Genomic DNA, 21459 nt, shown 5'->3' with positions numbered 1-21459 from the left:
GACGCTCTCCTCTGGAGGGCCATATGATTGTAGCCCACTCGCCAAGGCGCGTCGCTCAGCTTGTACCCCTCTCCCTTGATGGGAGAGGAACTCGAGCGTAGCCCGAGAGGAGAGAGTGAATTTGTCAGTACCCCAGCCCTCGCTCGGTCTCTACATCCATATCCCCTTTTGCCGGACGAAGTGCATCTACTGCAACTTTAATACCTATGCGCGCCTTGAGCATCTTATCCCCGACTACGTCCGTGCCCTCTCGATTGAGCTGCAGGCCTGGGGTCATGTCCTGGAGCATCCAGCCGTCCGTACGATCTTTCTCGGCGGCGGCACGCCCTCACTCTTAGCTGAACGTGATATCACGCAAGTCATCACCTCCGCCTGCAAGGCCTTTGACGTCTCACCCGCTGCCGAAGTCACTCTGGAGGCCAACCCCGGCGATGTCACGGATGCGAAGCTCTCCTCCTGGAAGGCCCTCGGCGTGAACCGACTCAGCATGGGCGTCCAAAGCTTCGACGATGCCGAGCTGAAGATGCTTACCCGCCGCCATACGGCGGAACAGGCGAAAGATGCCTACCGTCTGATGAAAGCGGCTGGCCTCCCCAACGTCAGCTTTGACCTTATCTATGGCCTTCCCATGCAATCGCTCGAGACCTGGCGGCGAACGCTGGAGCAGTCGCTGCAGCTAGATCCCGTCCACATCTCCCTCTATGGCCTCACCGTTGAAGAGGGCACTCCCCTGCGGCACGATGTCGAAAGCGGAAGGCTCCCCAAACCCGATCCTGACATCGCAGCCGATATGTACCTCATGGCAGAGGAGATGCTGAAGGGCTACCGCCACTACGAGATCTCCAACTGGGCCAAGCCCGGTTATGAGGCCAAGCACAACCTTATCTACTGGCACAATGAGCCCTTCCTCGGCGTCGGCCCTGGCGCTCACTCCTACTTGCGCCGCAAGCGCTTCTGGAACATCAAGTCGCCCGCCGACTATATCCGCAGGCTCACCACCGATACCGGTGCGCGCTGGCCCTTCGATGAGATGCCCACCGTGGAGGAGTGGCGCGATGTTGACCCGAAGGACGTGGCCTCCGAGACCTCCATCCTCCAACTGCGCCTAGATGAAGACCTGGCGATCTCGGCCGTCGCCTCCCGCTATGGCGAGGCTGAGGCTTGGCGTCAGGCCGGGACACTCCGAGACTTTGCCCGCCACGGCCTCGTCACCGAATCCAACGGCCTTTTCCGCCTCACCACTAAAGGTCGGCTCCTCAGCAACGAGGTCTTCGTGAAGCTCTTGCCGGAATAGGGCCTCTCTGCAAGTCGCCTATGCTATCCTCCTTCCACCTATGTACGTCATCGGCACCGCAGGCCACGTTGATCACGGCAAGTCCACCCTCGTCAAAGCCCTGACGGGCATTGACCCCGATCGCCTTAAGGAAGAGAAGGCGCGGGAGATGACGATTGACCTCGGCTTCGCCTGGCTCAAGCTCCCCAACGGCGAAGAGGTCGGCGTTGTGGACGTCCCCGGCCACGAGCGCCTCGTCCGCAACATGCTCGCTGGTGTCGGCGGCATAGACCTCGCCATGCTCATCGTCGCCGCCGATGAAGGCGTCGCCCCCCAGACGCGCGAACACCTCGCCATCCTCGATCTCCTCCGCGTCAAGTCCGGCATCATCGTCCTCACTAAGAAAGACCTTGTAGATAAGGATTGGCTCGAACTCGTCAAGGCCGATGTCCAGCAGGCCGTCACCCCAACCACGTTCAAAGATGCGCCTATCATCGCCGTCTCCTCCCTCACTGGCGAAGGCCTGCCTGATCTGAAGAAGCTCATTGCTGAGCGTCTTGCCAAGACGGAGCCGCGCAAGGACATCGGCCGCGCCCGACTTCCCATAGACCGCTCCTTCGTCATGACCGGCTTCGGCACCGTCGTCACCGGCACCCTCCTGGATGGCAGCCTCAGCGTTGGCCAGGAGGTTGAGGTAGTCCCCAAGGGACTGCAGGCCCGTATCCGCGGCCTCCAAACGCACAAAAAAAAGCTAGACTCCACCTCCCCTGGACGCAGGCTCGCCGTGAACCTCAGCGGCGTTGACCACGCCCAGCTTGAGCGCGGCGATGTCGTCGCGACCCCCGGCTGGCTTACTACCACAATCGCCTTTGACGCCCGCGTCCAGCTTACCCGCGGTGCTCCTCTGTTGAAGCATAATGCCGTCGTCACGCTCTACGTCCAAACCTCCGAGCTTCCTGCCCGCGTTCGCCTCCTCGATTCCGACGAGCTGAAGCCAGGCGAGACCGCCTGGGCCCAGGTCAAGCTCGCCCGCCCCGCCGCCATCGTCAAAGGCGATCTCTTCATCCTTCGCAATGGTTGGGGCACCATCGGCGGCGGCGAAGTCGTCGAGCCGAAAGCCCAGCGCCACAAACGCTTCAGTAAAGAGACCGTGGAGCGACTCGAAGTCCTTGAGGCGGGAACGCCCGAAGAGATCGTCCTGGAGGCCATCGCCTCCAGCGAGCCCTGCCAGGCCAAGGTTCTTGTAGATGCCGCGAGCCTCTCTTGGGACAAGGTGAAGGCCGCCATTGAAGGCCTTGTGAAAGAGGGTCAGGCTCTCGTCCTTGGCCCAGGCTCTATTTACGAGCAGTCCATCCTTTACAGCAAGCCCGGCTTTGAAAAGCTCTCCTCATCCCTTCGCGCCCTTCTCGCCGACCACCACCAAAAGTTTCCCCTCCGCCGCGGCATGCCGAAGGAAGAGGTGCGCAACCGCCTCAGCCTCGCCGCGCCCGTCTTCGCCCTCGTCCTTCAGCGCCTCATCGCCGCCAACACCCTCGCCGAAGACGGCGCGCTCCTGCGCCTCCACGCCCATCAACCCAAGCTCTCCCCTGCCATGCAGAAAGAGGCCGATGGCTATCTGAGGGCCCTCGCCGCGTCGCCCTTCAGCCCGCCCGGCGATGTGCAGATCAACTCGGAAGCACTCGCCTTCCTCGTTGAACAGGGCAAAGTCGTCCGAACCAGCGCCGATGTCGTCTTCACGGCGGAGGCGTATCAGGCTATGCTCGATAGGGCCACCGCCAGGCTCAAAGCCAACGGCAAAATCACCCTTGCGGAAGTCCGCGATATGTTCGGCACCAGCAGGAAATATGTCCAGTCCTTCCTCGAATATCTCGATCAGCAGCGCATCACCCGCCGCGTCGGCGATGAGCGGGTCCTGAGATAGTCATGGCTCTCGACCTAGGGAAATCCGCACCGCAGATCGCCAAGATGGCTGAATCTCTTAAGGCTGGCGGCGGAGAGCGGCGGAAACGGCTCGATGCCGCCTTGCGCCAACTGCGTGACCCGTTGAGCAAGGTACCCTTTGAAGCTCTGCACAAACGCATCAGAGCCTCCCTTCCGCCACGACGCAAACTCACCTGGCCCATGGCCGCCTTGCCCGATAATGATCCTCTCGATGCCGTCTATCGCGCCCCGGATCTGCCAGCCGATTACACAGCCGTTGCCACGGATGGCTCCCAGATCGAGCCTGATCGCCATGGCGAGGCGCGCTACTTCCTTCTCAATACCGGCGGCATCGCGCTCCGCTACGGCAGGATGCCCGAGGCCGATATCTTCAGCCAGCCCCGGCTCTTTGCAACGCCCGAGGAATTGGTCATTGCCCATCCGGAAGATGCATTCAAGCAGCAGCAGATAGATGAGACGCTCCTTGGCGAATCGCGCATGGTCCTGGAAGCCGAAGCTCTCGCCGATCGCCTCTCTGCGATGGATCCGTCCCTTCCCGCCCTCGCCCTCCTTGATGGTACCCTTATCCGCTTCATCTACACCGGCAGCCGCTATGAGGACTATGTGCGCGAAAGGCTCCTGGAGAATGGTTTGCTTAAGGCCTTCCATAGGCTCCGCGACCAAAGCCTCTCTCGACTCGTCGCCTTCGCTGGCTACATCAGTAAGCCAGGCAGCCATGAGGTCGTGAACCTCCTCCGCGCTGTCCACTGCCCGCATGCGGGCGTGGAAGAGGCCGGCTGCGACCTCCTCTGCGGCAAGGGCGGCCCCGGCAAGCAAGAGTGCGATGCCGTTGCCAAGGGCCTCACGGATGCTGACCTCTTTGCTGAGCTTCTTGACGTCGGTGAGCGCTCCGCGCTCTTTCCCACTCAAGCGCCAGTCGTGCAGTCTTACGGCCCCCACGCGGTCTGCTTCTTCTATATGAACGTAGGCGATGAAATCGCCCGGCTCGAAATGCCGGCCTGGGTCGCCCGCCATGCAAAAGCGGTAGATTTCCTCCACGCCGCCGTTCTCGACCAGTGTAAAAAGGGGCGCGGCTATCCCCTTGCCCTCCAAGAGGCCCATGAGGCCGCCGTCGTCACCATCGGCGATCGGCAAAACTTTCAGCGCCTCCTCGATGGCATGCTCCTTGCCGAAGGCATAGGCCGCACCTCGGCCAAGGCGCGCAGCAAACGTATAAGGGCGGTCTGATGTGATGACTACTGAAAAGCTCGGCGAAGTTGTGGAGGCCTCAACCGCTTCTTTCACGGTCCACTGCCACAAACTCGGCGAGCCGCCTCCGCTCGGCAGTCTCGTCATCGTTGCCGATGGCGACCTCCTCATCTTCGGCGTCGTTCACAATGCCGCCACCGCAGGGATTGACCCTTCGCGCAAGGCCCTCGCCCTCGGCGAAGAGCTTGCCTCAGCCGACGACGTTTATAAAGAGCACCCGGAGCTGACTAAACTCCTCCGTACCGATTTCACAGCTCTCGTTGTTGGTTATAGAGATAAGAATGGCGTGCGTCACACCTTGCCGCCGCGCCCTGCCAAGATTCACGGCTTCGCCCACGTCGCCGCAAAGCAAGAGACCCAGGATTTCACTGCCGTCTTCCACTTCCTCGATGCCTTGCTGAACAGCGAAGCGGAGAACCGCGATGCTGCCCTGGCCGCCTGCCTCCGCCTCGCTTCAACAGCCCATAACGAAAAGGACTACCTCGTGCGCGCCGGGAAAGAGCTTGCCAGGCTCCTTGCTCAAGACAGTCGCCGACTCAACACGATACTGCGGATGCTGAAGGGGTAACGCGATTGCGGATGCGTCCTCTTGGGCGTTATTCGGGGGTGGGCTATGTCGTTCGTGAAAACAGTCCCGGTGGGCGAGGCGCAGGGTTTGCTCAGAGAGCAGTACGAGCGCTTCGCAAAGAGCCTAGGGCTAGCAGAACCGCCCAACCTGACCAAGGCGTGGAGTCTGCAGCCGGAGATCGCGAAAGCATGGCTGGATTTTGGACATCTTGCCATGGATCGGAGTGGGCTATCGAATAAAGAAATCGAGCTGATGCTGACGCGGATCACTCATCGGCTCAAGTGCGCCTATGTGACTCGGAACCACGCTTGGATTCTATGGAGGATCACTGGCTGGACCAAGCGGAGGGTGATTGACGTCGTTCGTAAGCGGGACTGGTCGGGACTCAGCAATCGGGAAAAGCGGCTGGTGCGCCTTGCTGACAAGATATGCGCGCGATCCCACAGGACAAACCGCAGAGATATCGAAGGATTGCGGAGGAGCGGCTTGACTGAAGCCCAGATCACCGCAGCGCTTTTCCTTATAGGGTGGCTCGTCTCAGACGCAGTTATCCCAAATACTCTTGGGCCGGCGCCGGACGGATTCTCACAGGACTTTTCATCTGCTGTGGATTGGTGAGAGCTTGGGTTATCTCCCTGGCTAACGAGCGCCGGCCGCCGCGATCCCTGCATCCCGCGCCAGGCGCTCCCGCACCCGCTCCCCCGGCATTACCTCTTTCTTCGCCAGCTCCGCCGTCAGCTCAACCAGCGCCTCCCGGTGGGTCTGCAGCAGCTTCGTCGCCGCTGCCAGCCCCTCTTCCACAAAGGCCCGGACCTCTTCGTCAATGATTTTTGCCGAGCTTTCGCTCGTGTAGACGTTCATCCCCGCCGTCGGCGATGGCAGATATCGTAGCTCGTCGCGGTGCTGGTACACGATGGGCCCCACCTTCGTGCTCATGCCGAAGTCGCAAACCATCCTCCGCGCCAGGTCCGTTGCCTTGAGTAGGTCGTCGTGCGCCCCCGTTGACCGCGTGCCGTAGAGCACCTCTTCGGCCGCCCGTCCGCCCAGGAGCGTCGCCAGGCGGTGCTTCAGCTCACCCTCCGTATAGACAAACCTGTCCTGCAGCGGAAGCTGCATCGTCATCCTGAGCGTCGCCGTGCCGTGCGGGACGATGTCACCTTGTGGACGGGGTCGGCATGCGGCAGCAGCGTCGCCACCACCGCGTGGCCCGTCTCGTGGCAGGCGATCGTCTCCTTCTCCTTCACGCTCATCACCAGGCTTCGGCGTGTTAGTCCCGCCATGACGCGCTCGATTGCTGCCTCAAAGTCCTGCATCTGCACCTTCTCGGCGCCCCGGCGTGCGGCCAGCAGCGCCGCCTCGTTCACGATGTTCGCCAGGTCGGCCCCCACCAGTCCCGAGGTGGCCGAAGCCAGCGCATGCAGGTCAATCGTCGGATCAAGCGTCAGATGGCGTACGTGCACCTTCAAAATTGCTTCGCGCCCCGTCAGGTCGGGACGGTCCACCGTCACCTGCCGGTCGAACCGGCCCCCGCGCGTCAGCGCCGGGTCAAGGAGGTCCGGCCGGTTCGTGGCAGCCATAATGATGATGCCCGCCGAAGTATCGAAACCGTCCATCTCTGCCAGCAGCTGGTTCAGCGTCTGCTCGCGCTCCTCGTGCCCACCGATCATGCTGGCAGGCCCGCGCCACTTCCCTATCGTGTCAATCTCGTCAATAAAGACGATGCACGGCGCCTGCCGCTTCGCATTCTCGAAGAGGTCCCGCACGCGGGCCGCCCCCACGCCGACGAACATCTCCACGAACTGGCTTCCAGTGACGCTGAAGAAGGGGACGCCGGCCTCTCCTGCAGTTGCCTTCGCCAGCAGGGTCTTCCCCGTCCCCGGCGGGCCAAGGAGGAGGACGCCCTTGGGGATCTTTCCGCCGAGTCGCTGGTATTTCTCCGGGTGCCGCAAGAAATCCACGATCTCCTGCAGCTCGAACTTCGCCTCGTCCACGCCTGCTACGTCATTGAAGTTCACCGCGACCTTGGTGCTGCTCACCAGCTGCGCCTTGCTCTTCCCAAAGCTCGTAACCGTCCCTCCCCCTCTCGCATAGCTGAACCAGGCGAGAAGCAGCACTACCATCCCTATCGGGATCAGCCAGCCGATGATTGTCGGCCAGACGCTCGTAGATTTCGGCTTGCCCGAAACGTCAACGCCCGCCGCCTCCAGCTTCTCCAGGAGCGTCGCATCATCAACGCCCGGGACACGCTTGGTCTTGAACTCCGCCTTCGCCGCCGTCCACAGGATGCTTGTCTCGCCGATCTCCGCCTTGGAGACTTGCCCGCTCTCCACTGCGGCCACAAACTCGCTATAGCTCTTTTCCTTCGGCTGCTCCCCTCCGGCGAGGGGAAGAAAGACGAGCAGGAACGAGATGACGATGATCGCGAGGACTAGAAATGGCAGAAGCGGGGATCTCTTTCGCTCGGTTGGCACATGATCCTCGATTTCTAGTGCAAAGCCTCTTCACGCTTTCGCCCAAAGGCTAAAGGTCGTAACAGGGTATGGCGTGATTCTACGCCGAAAGGTCGTGAAAGTTGCGTGAAGGCGGACTGCGGGTAGCCGTGGCCTGCGTGATAGGTGCCTTGGGCCGCAATCTACTTTGTGCTTTATTTCACTTGCAATCCGTTGGCGGCCTATGCTATAGTCCCCTGCCAAGGTAAAAAAGGCTCTTTTTTCTCTGTCGGGCACCCCCGATAGTGACATAAAGGAACGGGCGTAGCCACTATGCTGAGCGACTTTGGGCTGCTGGGCGTTTTCATGATTTTCGCCATAATCGTCCCAGCTAGCATGCTTCTCATCCCCCTCGCCCTTACCCTCGCCGGCGTCAAGCCTCAGCGCCCCGATAGGACCAAGAACGAGACCTACGAGTGCGGCATGGAGAGCATCGGCGGCTCCTGGGTCCGCTTCAACTTCCGCTACTACTTCTATGCCCTCCTCTTCGTCATCTTCGATGTGGTCACCGTCTTCATCTACCCCTGGGCGGTGAACATCCGCCGTGTGGATTGGTTCGGCTTCTTCGCCATGCTCGTCTTTGTCGCCATCCTCTTCGCCGGCCTCGCCTATGCTTGGAAGAAGAAGGCCCTGGAGTGGAAGTAGCCCATGCCCGACGATAAGAGCCACCTCCTCGGCATGAGCAGCGAGCTGCGCCGCTACCAGGGCGGCCTCTCGCGCGAGCTCTCCCTCCAGATGGACAGGGAAGAGGGGGCAGAAGTCAACAAGCTCATCCTGGAGTCGCCGCGCCAATACAAAGACGACCCCATCATCGTCCCGGATGACCTCCAGAAGAACGTCATGGTCACCTCTGTGGACGCCCTTGTCGGCTGGGGCCGCAAGAATGCCATGTGGCCCCTCACCTTCGGCCTCGCCTGCTGCGCCTTCGAGATGATGAGCAGCGCCATGACCCGCTTCGATATCGCCCGCTTCGGCATGGAGGCCTTCCGCGCCTCTCCTCGCCAGGCCGATCTCATGATTGTCGCGGGCACCGTCACCTGGAAGATGGCCGTCCCCATCCGGCGTATCTACCTCCAGATGGCCGAACCGCGCTGGGTCATCTCCATGGGCGTCTGCGCCACCAGCGGCGGCCCCTATTACGAATCCTACAGCGTCGTCCCCGGCGTCAACCGCATCGTGCCCGTGGACGTCTACGTCCCCGGCTGCCCGCCCCGTCCCGATGCCCTCCTCTACGCCATCATGAAGCTCCATGAAAAGGTGAAGCGCAGCAGCGTGAAGTTCCAGCGGGAGATGGTCCGTGACTAAGTCCCTCCCGGCAGGTGAAGTCGCTGCGGCCATCAAGGCGCGCTTTCCTGATGCCGTTGCTGACGCTCAGGGCAGCACCGTTTGGGTGAAGAGCGCCTCCCTGGCCGAAGTCTGCCGCTTCCTTCGGGATGACGCATCCCTTGCCTTTGATTTCCTTGCCCTCCTCACCGCGGCTGACTACATAGACTACTTTGAGGTCGTCTACCAGCTCACCTCCTTGCGGAAGAACCATCGCCTCGTCCTAAAGACCCGCGCCTACAACCGCGATAACCCTGTCGTCCCCTCCGTTTACGGCGTCTGGCGCGGCGCGAACCTCATGGAGCGCGAAGTCTACGACCTGATGGGAGTCCGCTTCGAAGGCCATCCCATGCTCAAGCGCATCCTCACCTGGGACGGCTTCGAGGGCCACCCCCTTCGCAAAGATTTCCTCCTGCAACGACCCTAGCCATGGCGCTGAAAACCGAACCGATCATCGTCAATATCGGCCCGCAGCACCCCAGCACCCACGGGGTCTTTCGCCTGCGCGTCGCCTTTGATGGCGAAGTCGTTCAGGATATCGAGCCCGTCTTCGGCTATCTGCATCGCGGCTCGGAAAAGCTCGCTGAGGAGCGCACCTACACCCAGGTCATCACCCTCACCGACCGCCTTGATTACCTGGCCGCCATGTCCAATAACCTGGCCTACTGCGTCGCGGTGGAAAAGCTCATGGGCATAGAGGCCCCGGAGCGCGCCAAGTATATCCGCACCATGATCGCGGAGCTCCAGCGCATCGCTAGCCACCTCATGGCCCAGGGCTTCTTCCTCCAGGACCTCGGCGCCTTTGCCACGCCCATCATGTACATGTTCCGCGAGCGTGAAAAGATCCTCGATCTCTTCGAGATGGCCTGCGGCGCGCGCATCACCTATTCCTACATGCGCGTCGGCGGCGTCAACGCCGATCTCCCTCCCGAGTTCATGCCCTATCTCACTACCTTCATCAATGAGATGCCCGCCCATATAGACGAGTACGAGGGCCTCCTGCGGGAAAACGAGATCCTCATCACCCGCACCAAGAACGTCGGGATCCTGCCTGCCGATCTCGCCATCAACGGCTCCATCACCGGCCCCGTCCTCCGCGCCAGCGGCGTCGCGTGGGACCTCCGCAAGTCCGATCCCTATGAGGCCTATGGCAAGGTGAAGTTCGAGATACCCGTCGGCTCCGTCGGCGATAACTATGATCGCTTTCTCGTCCGCCTGGAGGAGATGCGCCAGAGCGTCCGCATCATCAAACAGTGCATGGAGCAGATGCCCCCTGGCCCCCACCGCGTAGACCTCCCCATGCTCCTCCGACCCCGTAAGGGCGATGCCTACGGCTCTATCGAAGGTCCCAAGGGCGAGCTCGGTTTCTACCTGGTGAGCGATGGCGGTGTCTCCCCCTACCGGTGTGCCATCCGCTCCTCTTCCTACATCAACCTGAACCTGCTGAAGGAGATGCTGGTCGGCTGGAAGATGCAAGACCTCATCACCATCTTTGGCAGTCTGGATGTCAACATGGGCGAGGTTGACCGCTGATGGAACATCTCGCCACAGGCTGCCAGCCGCCCGGCTTCTTCGATGGGATGAACCAGTGGGAGGAGTGGGTCCTCAATTTCTTCCCCCGCTTCGGCGATAGCCTCTGCCGCTCCATGGGCGGCGCATCCCCAGGCGGCTTTCCCGATTGGGCCATCTTCCTCATCCTCGGCATCGCTGGCGCTCTCATCGTCGTCAACATCGCCGCCCTCGGCGTCCCCTATGTCGTCCTCCTGGAGCGCAAGCTCCTCGGCCGCTTCCATAACCGCATCGGCCCCAACCGCGTCGGCATCTTCGGCCTTGCCCAACCCCTGGCGGACGCCCTCAAGCTCATGACCAAGGAAGACGTCACTCCCTCAGCGGCCGATAAGCTGATGCACGCCCTCGCGCCCCTCGTCTTCGCTATCCCTGTGGTGCTCATGTTCGCTCCCATCCCATGGGCCGACCACGCCGTCATGGCCGATTTGGACATCGGCATCCTCTACATCGTCGCCGTCACCACCGCGGCCGAGGTCGGCGTCTTCATGGCCGGCTGGGCCTCCAATAACAAGTATTCTCTCTTCGGCGCTATGCGCGCCGTCGGCATGCTCGTCACCTATGAGGTTCCACTGGTCCTCTCCATCGGCGCCGTTGCCCTTCTGGCCGGCACACTGAACCTCAGCGATATCGTGCGCAACCAGGAATATGTGCCGAACCTCCTCTTCCAGCCTCTCGGCTTCCTCATCTTCATGATCGCCGTCTCCGCCGAGCTCAACCGCGCTCCCTTCGATCTGCTCGAAGCCGATTCAGAGCTCGTCTCCGGCTTCCACACGGAATACAGCGGCATGAAGTGGGCGCTCATCCAGCTCGGCGAATATGCCGCCATCATCGGCTTCTCCGCCATCATCTCCACCCTCTTCCTCAGCGGCTGGAAGGGCCCCGTCTTTTTGCCTGGCTATATCTGGATCTTCCTCAAGATGGGCTTCATCATCTCCGGCTTTATCTGGATACGCGCCACCCTTCCCCGCATGCGCGTGGACCAGATTATGGCCTTCGGCTGGAAGTTCCTTCTGCCCCTGGCCTTTATCAACCTCTTCGTTACTGCGGCGGAGGTCATCGCCTTCCCGGATGGCCTGCCTGAATGGCTCATCCCCGTGAACATCGGCGTCGCCTTCGCGGCGGTCATCGGCTTCGCCAAACTCATGGGCTTCAAGGCCCAGACGCGTAAGCTCACCTTCTCCGGCGACTACGTTCCTCCCGGCGAGGCCGTCAATGGCGTGCGCACGGTAGCGAGGGGAGGCTAAGCCATGTACGGCGGCGGGATTATCAAAGGCTTCGGCATCACCCTCAGCTATCTCTTCAAGAAGCCCTTCACCGTCCAGTACCCGGAGGAGAAGGCTCCCTTCCATCCGCGCTTCCGCGGCTATGAGTTCGTCTGGTACGAAGATCGATGCACCGGCTGTGCCTCCTGCGCCAAGTATTGCCCCCTGGGCACCATCAAGATCGAGACCTCCCAGGCGCCCGATCCCAACGTCGGCAACAAGTACAAGCTGGAAGTCTTCGATATAGACACCGGCCGTTGCATGTTCTGCGGCCTCTGTGTGGAAGCCTGCCCCTATGACGCCCTCTACATGGGCAGCAACTTCGAGCGCGGCACCTATACCCGCAAGAGCATGGTCGTCCACGCCGATGAGCTGCGCACTGCCGATAAACGCCCCAGCGCCTTCGCCCGCCCCCATCTCCATGGCGTCGAATATAAGAGCGATAGCTCCCTTGAAAGCGGGGAGGCAGGCCGCTAGCCATGCACGTCTCCACCGGAGCCTCCATCGCCTTCTGGATCATCGCCGCCGTGACCGTCGCCTCTGCCCTTGGCGTCATCCTCATCCGCGATATCTTCCGCGCCGCCCTCCTGCTGGTCGTCACCTTCCTCTCTATGGCGGGCCTCTTCGTCACCCTGAACGCCGATTTCGTCGCCGCCGCTCAAGTCCTCATCTATGCGGGCGCCATCTCCATCCTCCTTATCTTCGCCGTCCTCCTCACCCGCGATGTCCAGAGGGGCAACCCCTCCAACCGCCAGACGCGCTGGGTCGTCTTCCTCGGCGTCCTCTTCGCCGTCACCCTCATCGTCATCTTCACCAACACCAAGTGGACACTTTCCGGCGAAGCCCCGGCGGAGAACACCACCGCCCTCATCTCAGACACCCTCTTCGATAAGTTCATCTTGCCCTTTGAGATCGCCTCCGTCGTCCTCGTCGCCGCCGTCATCGGCGCCATCGTCATCGCCAAGGAGAACGAGGACTAATGGCCGGCCTCGAACACTATCTCGTCCTCTCCGCAATCCTCTTCGCAATCGGGATGACAGGCGCCCTTCTCAAGCGCAACGTCCTCACCATCCTCATGTCGTTGGAGCTCATGTTCAATGCCGTCAACCTCGCCTTTATCGCCTTCGCCCGCTTCGTCACGCCGGGCCTTCTCACCGGGCACATCTTCACCCTCTTCATCATCGTGGTGGCGGCTGCCGAAGTCGCCCTCGGCCTCGCCATCGTCATCGCCATCTTCCGCAACTGCGAGACGGTGGACGTCACAGCCGAGAACAGTCTGAAGGGATAGCGCTATGTCCTGGATGCCCTACAAGACAGCCCCGAATCTCCTGATGGCGGAGATGTGGAAGGAGCTTTTCGAAGCGGAGGGTCTGCCCGCCCGTATCCTGCCGGAGGGCGATGTTCGCGCTTGGAGCGAGACGACGAAATTTGTGGTCTATGTGCCCCGGGGTCGTGAGCACGTGGCCGCGGAAATCTTGAGGAAGATCTAGCCGATGTCCGAGATCGCCGTCTGGTTCATCTTCCTGCTGCCGCTGGCCTCCTTTGTCGCCATAGCGGCCCTGCGGCCCTTTGTCGGCTCCCAGTGGCGCGGCGCTGGCTACATCACCCTCCTCTCCGTCGGAGGCTCCTTCGTCCTCTCCCTCTTCGCCTTCGGCACCGTTATCAACGATGCCAACCACAACCTGGACTTTCACACCCACGATTGGCTCACCATCGGCGGCCTCGAGATCAAAGTCGGCATCGTCATGGACTCCCTCACCGCCGTCATGGCCATCGTCGTCACCGGCGTCAGCCTCCTCGTCCAGCTCTACGGCACCGAATACATGCGCGGAGAGAAGAGCTACGCCCGCTACTTCGCGGCCATGTCCCTTTTCACCGCCTCCATGCTCGGCCTCATCATGGCTTCCAACCTCATCCTCATCTACGTCTTCTGGGAGTTGGTGGGCCTCTGCTCCTTCCTTCTCATCGGCTTCTGGTTCACCAAACCCTCCGCCGCCAATGCCGCAAAAAAGGCCTTCATCGTCACCCGCTTCGGCGATCTTGGCTTCCTCATCGCTATCCTCTGGGCCTATGTCGCCACCGGCACCTTCGAACTGGAAGGCCTGAAAGAGGCCGTTGAGGCCGGAGCCATCGCAGGCGTCGGCCTCACCTGGCTCTGTTTGGGCATCTTCGCGGGCGCCGTCGGCAAGTCCGGCCAGTTCCCCCTTCACGTCTGGTTGCCGGACGCCATGGAAGGCCCCACGCCCGTCAGCGCCCTCATCCACGCCGCCACCATGGTGGCGGCAGGCGTCTTCCTCGTCGCGCGCACCTTCTTCCTCTTCGAGCATTCGGAGGCCGCGCTGACCACCGTGGCCTGGATCGGCGGCGGCACCGCCCTCTTTGCCGCAACCATGGCCCTCGTCTCGAACGATATCAAGCGCGTCATGGCCTACTCCACCGTCAGCCAGCTCGGCTACATGATGATGGCCCTCGGCGTCGGCGCTCAGGGCCCCGCCATGTTCCACCTCTTCAATCACGCCTTCTTCAAGGCCCTCTTGTTCCTCGGGGCGGGCAGCATCCATCACGCCGTCCACACCTACGATATGCGCTACATGGGCGGCCTTCGCAAGGTCATGCCCTGGACCTTCATCACCATGATGGTCGCCAGCCTCAGCCTCATCGGCCTGCCGCCCTTCTCGGGCTTCTGGAGCAAGGACGCCATCCTCCACTCGGCGCAGGAAACCCACCATATCCAGGGCGGCGAGATTCTCTTCTGGCTCGGCGTCGCGACGGCTGTCCTTACCGGCTTCTACGTCTTCCGCATGATGTTCATGACCTTCACCGGGGCCTATCGCGGCGGCGCTGAGGCCGAAGCCAAGGCAGCGGGCCATCACGATGCCCACGCCCACGATGCCGGCGGCCGCCACGAGCCGCACCTCCACGAGTCGCCCGCCATCTTGCTCATCCCTCTCGCCGTCTTGGCCATCCCTGCCTTCGCCTCCGGCCTTGCCGATATGCCCGGCGATTTACTCGGCATCCCCGGCCACTGGATGACGGAGTTCTTGGGCGGAGAGACGGAGAAGTTCTCCGGCAGCGTCGCTATCACCGCCTCCATCGCGGGTGTCGCGGGCCTCGGCCTTGCCTATCTCATATACGTTCGCGGCGCGATCTCTCCCGCCAAGGTGGGCGCAACCTTCAAGCCCGTCTATACCCTCCTCGCCAACCGTTGGTACATTGACCACCTCTACGAGCGCGTCATCGTCGGCAGGCTCCTCCTCGGCACCGTTGCCGGAGTCACGGAGCTGGTTGACCGGGCGGTGGACGGCGTCGGCAACTTCACCGGCCTGGTCACGCGCAACCTCGGCAAGATTCCCGCCGTTATGCAGAACGGCCAGGTGCAGGTCTCCGGGGCCGTCATCTCCATCGGCATCGTCGTCATCCTCTTCGCATATTGGGTCTGGGGCTAAACCGTGGTTCTTACTTCACTTATCTTCCTACCCGCCGCAGGCGCCATCCTCATGGCCCTCTGCGCCCGCAGCGATCGCCAGGCCCGTTGGATGGCGGCCGCCTTCTCCATCGCCACCCTCGTCCTCTCCCTCATCGTCTGGGCCCGGCTCGATCTCGGCATAGACGGCCCGCAGTTCGTCCAGCGCAACGAGTGGATCAAGGCCTTCAACGTCGAGTACTTCATCGGCGTGGATGGCCTCAGCGCGCCCCTGGTCACCCTCACCGCCCTCTCGGCGGTGGCCGGCGTCTTCATCTCCTGGCACGTCCACAAGCGCGTCAAGGAGTTCTTCTTCTGGCTCCTCCTCCTAGAGAGCGGCATCCTCGGCGTCTTCGTCTCCCTGGATATGCTCCTCTTCTTCCTCTTCTGGGAAGTGGAGCTCATCCCCATGTACATGCTCATCTCCATCTGGGGGAGCGGCCGCAAGGAATACTCGGCCATCAAGTTTGTCCTCTTCACCATGGCCGCCAGTGCCCTCATGCTCGCCGGCATCCTCGCCATCTACTTCTCCACCAGCACCTTCGACATGATGGCTCTCCGCGATGGCCCCTTCGAGATGTCCCTCATCCCGGCGTCCCTGGCCTTCTTCATGCTCTTCGCCGCCTTCGCCGTGAAGCTGCCCATCTGGCCCTTCCATACCTGGCTGCCCGATGCCCATACCGATGCTCCCACCGCGGGCAGCGTCATGCTCGCCGGCGTCATGCTCAAGATGGGCGGCTATGGCATCCTCCGCCTCTGCGTCAGCTTCTTCCCGGATGTCGCCCATGACTACGCATGGCTGCTGGCGACCCTCGCCGTCGTCAACGTCCTCTATGGTGGCCTCATGGTCTTCCGGCAGAAAGATCTCAAGCGCCTCATCGCCTATTCCAGCGTCAGCCACATGGGCTTTGTCCTTCTGGGCATCGCCTCCCTCGGCGAAGTCGGCCTCAACGGCGCGGCTTTGCAGATGTTCACCCACGGCACCATCACCGGCCTCCTCTTCATGCTCGCCGGGACCATCTATGAAAAGGCCCGCACGCGCCACATCCCCGATCTTGGCGGCCTCGCCAACAAGACGCCGCTCCTCGCCTTAGGCTTCATCCTTGGCGGCCTCGCCTCCCTGGGCCTGCCGGCCATGAGCGGCTTCGTCGCCGAGCTTACCGTCTTCCTCGGCGCCTTCGGCGTCTACCGCATCGCCACCATCCTCGCCATCTTCGGCATCGTCCTCAGCGCCGGGTACATCCTCTGGACCGTCCAGCGTGTCTTCTTCGGCCCGGAAAAACCACGATTCGCCACGACGCCCGATGCCGATGCGATGGAGATAGTCCCCATGGTCGGCCTCTTGGCGGCCATCTTCATCGTCGGCATCTATCCCGCCCTCGTGACGGACACCTTCAAGGTCGGCATCGCGCCCATCGTCAACCTCTTGGGAGGCGGTGCCTAACATGCCGGTACGCGATTTCTACCTCCTCTCCCCTGAGATTAGCATCGTCGGCGTCGCGCTCCTTGTCATCGTCGCCGATCTCTTCATCAAGAACAAAGCCGCCGTGGCTGCGCTTGCCCTCGGTGCATTGGGCCTCTCCCTCGGCTTCTCCATCAGCCTCTGGGACGTCAGCGAGCGCGGTTTCAACGGCTTCCTCGGCTTAGACTCCTTCAGCCTCTTCTTCAAATTCCTCCTTCTGGGCGTCGCCGCCGCCGTCATCCTCGCCTCCCAGGATGCCGCCGCGAGCTTCCGCAGGCGGCAGGGCGAGTTCTATGCGCTCATCCTCCTCTCCACCGCTGGCCTCATGCTCCTCGCCTCCGCCCGCGAGCTTATGACCGTCTACCTCGCGCTGGAGCTCAGCACCCTCTCTGCCATCGCCCTCGTCGCCTTCTCCAAGGACAAGCCCTCCACGGAGTCCGCGGTGAAGTACCTCGTCCTCTCCGGCATCAGCTCGGCGGTCATGCTCTACGGCATGGCGATGGTCTTCGGCGTCACCGGCAGCACGGAGCTGGACGCGATAGCCGATAACCTTCCTGTCACGCGCCTCCTCGATAGTCCCGCCCTCCTGGCTGGCGTCGTCTTCATGGCCGCGGGCTTCGCCTTCAAGATTTCCAGCTTCCCCTTCCAGATGTGGGTGCCCGATGTCTACCAGGGCGCGCCCGTCCCCGTCGCCGCCTTCCTCTCCGTCGCCAGCAAGGCGGCGGGCTTCGCCGTCATCCTCCGCGTCTTCAACGCCGCCTTCGGCGATCTTTCCCTCGATTGGAGCATGCTCTTCGCCTTCCTCGCCGTCCTTTCCATGTCCATCGGCAACCTCGTTGCCATCCTCCAGAACGATATCCGGCGCCTCCTGGCCTATAGCACCATTGCCCATGCGGGCTATATCATCATCGGCCTCGCCGCCGTCGCCGCACGCACCCCTGGCGGCGATGCCATCGGCGCCGAAGGCGTCCTCTTCTACCTGGTCGGCTACGCCTTCACCAACCTCGGCGCCTTCTTCGCCGTCATCGCCATCGCCAAAAAGCTCAACAGCTACCGCATAGACGACTATCGCGGCCTGGGCAAGCGCGCCCCAGGCGATGCCGCCCTCCTCACCGTCTGCCTCCTCTCCCTTACCGGCATCCCGCCCACCGTCGGCTTCTGGGCCAAGCTCTACCTCTTCAATGCCGCCGCCGAAGCCAACCTCCTCTGGCTCATCGTCGCCGGAGCTATCAACAGCGTCGCCTCTGCCTACTTCTACCTCCGCATCATCAAGACCATGTACATGGAGCGCTCCGGCAAGGAGGACCAAGAGCTTCCCGAATCCTCTCCCTCCCTGGCCCTCTCCCTCGTCGCCGCCTCTGCGGGCGTCCTCTTCTTCGGCGTCGCCCCCGCCTTCCTCCTCGACTTCGCCCTTCGCGCCGTCAGCGGCTTCAGCAGCTAACGCTCCGCGTTTGACAGCCCTGAAGTGCGCCCGTAGACTCGATTTTCTGTTCTCCGGGAGAGTTATAGCCCCATGAGGCGCATCGGCATCATCTATAACGAACGCAACCAGGCCGCCGTAGACCTGGCCAAAGCCCTCGCGATCAAGCTCAAGGGCCTCCGGCACCAGTGCGCCCTCTTCACCACCGTCCAGGAGCGCTCCTCCGGCGCATTCGCGGACGCCGCCGACCTCCTCATCACCGTCGGCGGCGATGGCACCATCCTCCGCACCGCCCGCATCGCCGTCCCTCGCAGCCTTCCCATCCTCGGCGTCAACATGGGCAAGCTCGGCTTCATGACGGAGCTTCGCGGCGCGGCGGAAGCCCTGGAGAAGGTGCCCAGCTACCTCAATCGCAAGGGCTGGATCGAAGAGCGTTCCATCATTGAGGTGGAGATCGCTCAGACCAAAGGGAGCCGCAAGTCCACCTACCGCTCCTGGGCCCTCAACGAAGCCGTCGTCGGCCGAGGTGCGCTTGCGAGATTGATTACCGTGGACGTCTCCATAGACGGCGCCCACGTCACCACCTATAACGCCGATGGCGTCATCCTTGCCAGCGCCACCGGCAGCACCGGCTACGCCCTCGCCGTCGGCGGCCCAATCCTGGACCCCCGCAGCACCAGCCTCGTCCTCGTTCCCGTCTCGCCCCACCTCTCCCTCAGCAACTCCCTCGTTCTCCGCGCCGGGACCAAGGTCCAGATGTGCGTCAGCACCGACCATCAAGCCCTCGTGAGCCTCGATGGCCAGATACACGTCGAGCTTCGCAAAGGCGATGTCGTCACCGGCTGGCGCGGTAGCCAGGTTGCCCGCTTCCTCCGAGCAAATCCGCCCTCCCACTTCTACCAGACCTTGACCCAGCGGCTCAACCTGCGCTCATAGCCTTCCTTCGCGCCGCTTCCCCAGGAGCTCCATGCCCAAGCCCCGCGTCATCGCCACCAAGCGCATCTACGAAGGCAGGGTCATCAACCTCCGCGTTGATACCGTCGAAGAAAAGGGCAAACACCTCGAGCGCGCCATCGTCGAGCATCGCGGTGCTGTCGTCATCGTTCCCCTGGACGCAAAGGGCCGCGTCCTCATGGTCCGCCAGTACCGGCACGCCGCAGGCCGCGCCCTCCTGGAGCTGCCCGCAGGCGGGCTGGATCATGGGGAAAAGCCCCGGGCGACTGCCCAGCGCGAGCTGCAGGAGGAGATCGGCTACAAGGCCGCCAAGCTCAATCGCATCATCGGCTTCTTCACCGTCCCCGGCTTCTGCGAAGAATATATGCACCTCTTCATCGCCGCCGGCCTTTCGCCCAGCCGCCTTCAGCACGACGACGATGAGGACATCAAGGTCGAGCCGGTGCCCCTTGCCAAGATTCCCGCTCTCATCCGCACAGGCCGCATCGAAGATGCCAAAAGCATCGTCGGCCTCCTTACCTACCTCTACCTCCTCAAGTCCCGCTCTGGAACATAATTCACGCCTGCACGAATCAAGCATGGCTCAATCTTGCAATCTTCCCCAAGCTACGCTATGTTCGACGGAGTGTTTGCTTGTCTTCGCGGCAGCGTATGAGCCGATTTGCAGAGGAAGCTCGGCCCATGAACCCCTCTCCCTTGATGGGAGAGGAACTCGAACGAAGCCCGAGAGGAGAGGGTGGCTAAGTCGCTGAACATCGGTTCGTGACCTTGCTCCCCGTCAGATCGGCGTTACATATAAAGCTCATGTACCAAACCGACGAATCCTCCAGGAAATCACTCGCCCTCCCTAGCCCTCTCTCTGGGGTGAGACTTGTTTCCTCCAAGGCCGCCGTCGTCGAGTTGGCCAAAGAGCTTATCCTTCTCTTTGGCGCCTATGGCATCTATCTCATCGTTCGCAACCTCGTCGTCCCCACGGCGCAGACCACAGCCTTCCTCAACGCTGAACGGCTCATAGACTTCGAAAAGACCCTCCACATCTACTGGGAGCCTGGCTGGCAGCGGTGGGCCTTCGACCACGCCGAATGGAGCCTCGATTTCTCCAACTGGTTCTATATGTTCGGCTACATGCCCATCATCCTCACCACCGCCACCATGGTCTACCTCTTCGACCGCGACCGCTACAAGCGCTATCGCAGCGTCATCCTCGTCAGCCTCTTCCTCGCCCTCATCGTCTTCTCCGCCTTCCCCCTTGCCCCTCCGCGCTTTGAGGACACCCGCAGCGGCATGGTGGACATCCTCGCCATGAACGGCAGCATCATCTCCAAGCCGGGCTCCGAGTCCTTCTACAACCAATATGCCGCCATGCCCAGCCTCCACTTCGGCTGGGCCCTCCTCATCTCCATCCTCTTCCTCACCAGCAGGCACTGGTTCTGGAAGCTCTGCGGCGTCATCTACCCCGTGGCCATGCTCTTCACCATCGTCCTCACCGCCAACCACTACATCCTTGATGCCGTCGGCGGCGTCGGCATCATCGCCCTTTCGTACCTCCTCTACCGCGCCCTCTTCCCCGATCGCGCGCGCCTCCTCCGCCTCCTGCGCCTCCGGCCCTAACCCCCGGTTGCCCCCGCAACCCACCCTCCCGTAGGGGCGAGCCAAGCGTCCCATTCTTCCTCTGTGTGTAGCGCGGCTCGCCCACTTCCCCTGGCTTGCCCCCGCAACCCACTTCCTCCCGGTAGGCGCTGGCCTCCCCGAAGGGCTCCGATTTCATCGGAGAAGCCAGCCCACCTCTAACGGGCGCTTCAGGGTTGAGTGACTCAACACGAACCGGTTCCTGAGCGTGAAACATGCCAGGGGGTCACCGAGGATTGCAACGGGGCTACAACGAGGTGAAACTCCGCAGCGCATTGAAGCACCTCACTCCATGGGAGTATCCTGACGCAACCACGGCACTCTAATCTCCCCTGATACTAGAGACGGGGGAAGGTCACTCTTAGTCCGAATCTCATAAACCGAAAGGACACACCAGTCGTCCGCTTAGCGTCTCCCGGTGGACGTTACGCTATCCAGAGTGATTTTTTTATGACATTCCAGCAACTCGGCCCTATAGCTGTACCTGAGCCGATTCCCAAATGACCCTAGTAGACTCCGCGAAGCTTCTCCTTCTTATTATCACGGCATGGCTTCTGGCAACAGCTTGCGACACGGCGTCGGAATCAACGGTATATAGAAATGTTGGCAAAAGGTATGTCACCACCGATATCGGGCGTCCCCCGCCCTAGGATTTTCTTGGACACGGAATTGGGGCATGATGCCACAAACTCAAGGAGGTGTCCATGATGGATGGAAAGGGCGAGGGAGCACTTGATCGAGGCCGCGTTGAGCGAGGGAGATTCTCCTCTCGGCGCAAGAGCGGAGCGGTGATGCGGCTGCTGCATGGGGAAGAGTTGGACGCGCTGTCCCGGGAGTTGGGCGTCACGGCGGCGACCC

General features: G+C 62.1%; 20 protein-coding genes and 1 pseudogene. 20 read left to right on the top strand and 1 reads right to left on the bottom strand.

Annotated elements, in window-relative coordinates:
• Positions 1–115 precede the first annotated feature (115 nt).
• The 5 genes from hemW to FJ039_09055 are packed head-to-tail and all read left to right on the top strand — an operon-like array spanning position 116 to position 5648.
• Positions 116–1294, top strand: coding sequence for a radical SAM family heme chaperone HemW (gene hemW / locus FJ039_09075; GenBank protein MBM4406313.1), 1179 nt, complete (start codon positions 116–118; stop codon positions 1292–1294).
• Positions 1295–1334: 40 nt separating this feature from the next.
• Entirely contained in the window at positions 1335–3194 is a 1860-nt protein-coding gene (selB, locus tag FJ039_09070) for a selenocysteine-specific translation elongation factor (GenBank protein ID MBM4406312.1), read from the top strand.
• A 2-nt stretch (positions 3195–3196) separates the two neighbouring features.
• Positions 3197–4441 (top strand): DNA double-strand break repair nuclease NurA, encoded by a 1245-nt coding sequence (locus FJ039_09065; GenBank protein ID MBM4406311.1) that lies wholly within the window; start codon positions 3197–3199, stop codon positions 4439–4441.
• Between the two features lie 4 nt (positions 4442–4445).
• Entirely contained in the window at positions 4446–5030 is a 585-nt protein-coding gene (locus tag FJ039_09060; GenBank protein ID MBM4406310.1) for a hypothetical protein, read from the top strand.
• A gap of 45 nt (positions 5031–5075) precedes the next feature.
• Entirely contained in the window at positions 5076–5648 is a 573-nt protein-coding gene (locus FJ039_09055; protein ID MBM4406309.1) for a hypothetical protein, read from the top strand.
• Between the two features lie 21 nt (positions 5649–5669).
• Here the strand turns inward: FJ039_09055 and hflB are convergent.
• A pseudogene (gene hflB, locus FJ039_09050) lies at positions 5670–7513 on the bottom strand (ATP-dependent zinc metalloprotease FtsH).
• Between the two features lie 279 nt (positions 7514–7792).
• On the opposite strand from hflB, the gene FJ039_09045 reads away from it, so the two are divergent.
• The 15 genes from FJ039_09045 (at position 7793) to FJ039_08975 (ending at position 20583) form a co-directional block, all read left to right on the top strand.
• Positions 7793–8164, top strand: a complete 372-nt coding sequence (locus tag FJ039_09045) for an NADH-quinone oxidoreductase subunit A (GenBank protein ID MBM4406308.1) — start codon at positions 7793–7795, stop codon at positions 8162–8164.
• A gap of 90 nt (positions 8165–8254) precedes the next feature.
• A complete protein-coding gene (locus FJ039_09040) occupies positions 8255–8824 on the top strand; it encodes an NADH-quinone oxidoreductase subunit B (GenBank protein ID MBM4406307.1) in 570 nt (189 codons plus the stop codon).
• Complete coding sequence (locus FJ039_09035) at positions 8817–9269, top strand: NADH-quinone oxidoreductase subunit C (protein MBM4406306.1); 453 nt, start codon at positions 8817–8819, stop codon at positions 9267–9269. Before FJ039_09040 ends, FJ039_09035 begins: the two co-directional genes overlap by 8 nt.
• A gap of 2 nt (positions 9270–9271) precedes the next feature.
• Positions 9272–10375 carry an NADH-quinone oxidoreductase subunit D gene (locus FJ039_09030; protein MBM4406305.1) on the top strand — a complete coding sequence of 368 codons (1104 nt, stop codon included), beginning with the start codon at positions 9272–9274 and terminating at the stop codon, positions 10373–10375.
• Between the two features lie 113 nt (positions 10376–10488).
• Positions 10489–11655 carry an NADH-quinone oxidoreductase subunit NuoH gene (nuoH, locus tag FJ039_09025; protein MBM4406304.1) on the top strand — a complete coding sequence of 389 codons (1167 nt, stop codon included), beginning with the start codon at positions 10489–10491 and terminating at the stop codon, positions 11653–11655.
• 3 nt (positions 11656–11658) lie between these two features.
• A complete protein-coding gene (locus FJ039_09020) occupies positions 11659–12150 on the top strand; it encodes an NADH-quinone oxidoreductase subunit I (protein ID MBM4406303.1) in 492 nt (163 codons plus the stop codon).
• A gap of 2 nt (positions 12151–12152) precedes the next feature.
• Positions 12153–12653 (top strand): NADH-quinone oxidoreductase subunit L, encoded by a 501-nt coding sequence (locus tag FJ039_09015; GenBank protein MBM4406302.1) that lies wholly within the window; start codon positions 12153–12155, stop codon positions 12651–12653.
• A complete protein-coding gene (gene nuoK, locus FJ039_09010; GenBank protein ID MBM4406301.1) occupies positions 12653–12961 on the top strand; it encodes an NADH-quinone oxidoreductase subunit NuoK in 309 nt (102 codons plus the stop codon). The genes FJ039_09015 and nuoK overlap by 1 nt, the downstream gene beginning before the upstream one ends.
• A gap of 4 nt (positions 12962–12965) precedes the next feature.
• Entirely contained in the window at positions 12966–13163 is a 198-nt protein-coding gene (locus FJ039_09005) for a hypothetical protein (protein MBM4406300.1), read from the top strand.
• A 3-nt stretch (positions 13164–13166) separates the two neighbouring features.
• Entirely contained in the window at positions 13167–15119 is a 1953-nt protein-coding gene (gene nuoL, locus FJ039_09000) for an NADH-quinone oxidoreductase subunit L (protein MBM4406299.1), read from the top strand.
• Between the two features lie 51 nt (positions 15120–15170).
• The gene (locus FJ039_08995; GenBank protein MBM4406298.1) at positions 15171–16580 is read left to right on the top strand and encodes an NADH-quinone oxidoreductase subunit M; all 1410 of its coding nucleotides are present in this window, start codon (positions 15171–15173) and stop codon (positions 16578–16580) included.
• Position 16581: 1 nt separating this feature from the next.
• Entirely contained in the window at positions 16582–18039 is a 1458-nt protein-coding gene (locus FJ039_08990) for an NADH-quinone oxidoreductase subunit N (protein ID MBM4406297.1), read from the top strand.
• Between the two features lie 72 nt (positions 18040–18111).
• Positions 18112–18954, top strand: coding sequence for an NAD(+)/NADH kinase (locus FJ039_08985; protein ID MBM4406296.1), 843 nt, complete (start codon positions 18112–18114; stop codon positions 18952–18954).
• A gap of 31 nt (positions 18955–18985) precedes the next feature.
• A complete protein-coding gene (locus FJ039_08980; protein ID MBM4406295.1) occupies positions 18986–19528 on the top strand; it encodes an NUDIX hydrolase in 543 nt (180 codons plus the stop codon).
• Between the two features lie 248 nt (positions 19529–19776).
• Positions 19777–20583: an inositol phosphorylceramide synthase gene (locus tag FJ039_08975; protein MBM4406294.1), complete on the top strand. Its 807-nt coding sequence runs from the start codon at positions 19777–19779 to the stop codon at positions 20581–20583.
• The last annotated feature ends 876 nt before the right edge of the window (positions 20584–21459 follow it).

This window comes from Chloroflexota bacterium (genome assembly GCA_016875535.1).
In the GTDB taxonomy this organism is placed as follows: domain Bacteria; phylum Chloroflexota; class Dehalococcoidia; order SHYB01; family SHYB01; genus VGPF01.
Note: the sequence above shows the minus strand (reverse complement) of the source record. Positions and strands in the feature narration are given on the sequence as shown.

Excerpts from the sequence above, each read along its gene's own strand:
- FJ039_08985 (MBM4406296.1), top strand. The coding sequence starts at position 18,112 with ATGAGGCGCATCGGCATCATCTATAACGAACGCAACCAGGCCGCCGTA.
- FJ039_08980 (MBM4406295.1), top strand. The coding sequence starts at position 18,986 with ATGCCCAAGCCCCGCGTCATCGCCACCAAGCGCATCTACGAAGGCAGG.
- FJ039_09045 (MBM4406308.1), top strand. The coding sequence starts at position 7,793 with ATGCTGAGCGACTTTGGGCTGCTGGGCGTTTTCATGATTTTCGCCATA.
- FJ039_09015 (MBM4406302.1), top strand. The coding sequence starts at position 12,153 with ATGCACGTCTCCACCGGAGCCTCCATCGCCTTCTGGATCATCGCCGCC.
- FJ039_09060 (MBM4406310.1), top strand. The coding sequence starts at position 4,446 with ATGACTACTGAAAAGCTCGGCGAAGTTGTGGAGGCCTCAACCGCTTCT.
- nuoH (MBM4406304.1), top strand. The coding sequence starts at position 10,489 with ATGGGCGGCGCATCCCCAGGCGGCTTTCCCGATTGGGCCATCTTCCTC.
- FJ039_08990 (MBM4406297.1), top strand. The coding sequence starts at position 16,582 with ATGCCGGTACGCGATTTCTACCTCCTCTCCCCTGAGATTAGCATCGTC.
- nuoK (MBM4406301.1), top strand. The coding sequence starts at position 12,653 with ATGGCCGGCCTCGAACACTATCTCGTCCTCTCCGCAATCCTCTTCGCA.
- FJ039_09020 (MBM4406303.1), top strand. The coding sequence starts at position 11,659 with ATGTACGGCGGCGGGATTATCAAAGGCTTCGGCATCACCCTCAGCTAT.
- FJ039_09030 (MBM4406305.1), top strand. The coding sequence starts at position 9,272 with ATGGCGCTGAAAACCGAACCGATCATCGTCAATATCGGCCCGCAGCAC.
- FJ039_09055 (MBM4406309.1), top strand. The coding sequence starts at position 5,076 with ATGTCGTTCGTGAAAACAGTCCCGGTGGGCGAGGCGCAGGGTTTGCTC.
- selB (MBM4406312.1), top strand. The coding sequence starts at position 1,335 with ATGTACGTCATCGGCACCGCAGGCCACGTTGATCACGGCAAGTCCACC.
- FJ039_08975 (MBM4406294.1), top strand. The coding sequence starts at position 19,777 with ATGTACCAAACCGACGAATCCTCCAGGAAATCACTCGCCCTCCCTAGC.
- FJ039_09005 (MBM4406300.1), top strand. The coding sequence starts at position 12,966 with ATGTCCTGGATGCCCTACAAGACAGCCCCGAATCTCCTGATGGCGGAG.
- FJ039_09065 (MBM4406311.1), top strand. The coding sequence starts at position 3,197 with ATGGCTCTCGACCTAGGGAAATCCGCACCGCAGATCGCCAAGATGGCT.
- FJ039_09040 (MBM4406307.1), top strand. The coding sequence starts at position 8,255 with ATGGACAGGGAAGAGGGGGCAGAAGTCAACAAGCTCATCCTGGAGTCG.
- nuoL (MBM4406299.1), top strand. The coding sequence starts at position 13,167 with ATGTCCGAGATCGCCGTCTGGTTCATCTTCCTGCTGCCGCTGGCCTCC.
- FJ039_08995 (MBM4406298.1), top strand. The coding sequence starts at position 15,171 with ATGGCCCTCTGCGCCCGCAGCGATCGCCAGGCCCGTTGGATGGCGGCC.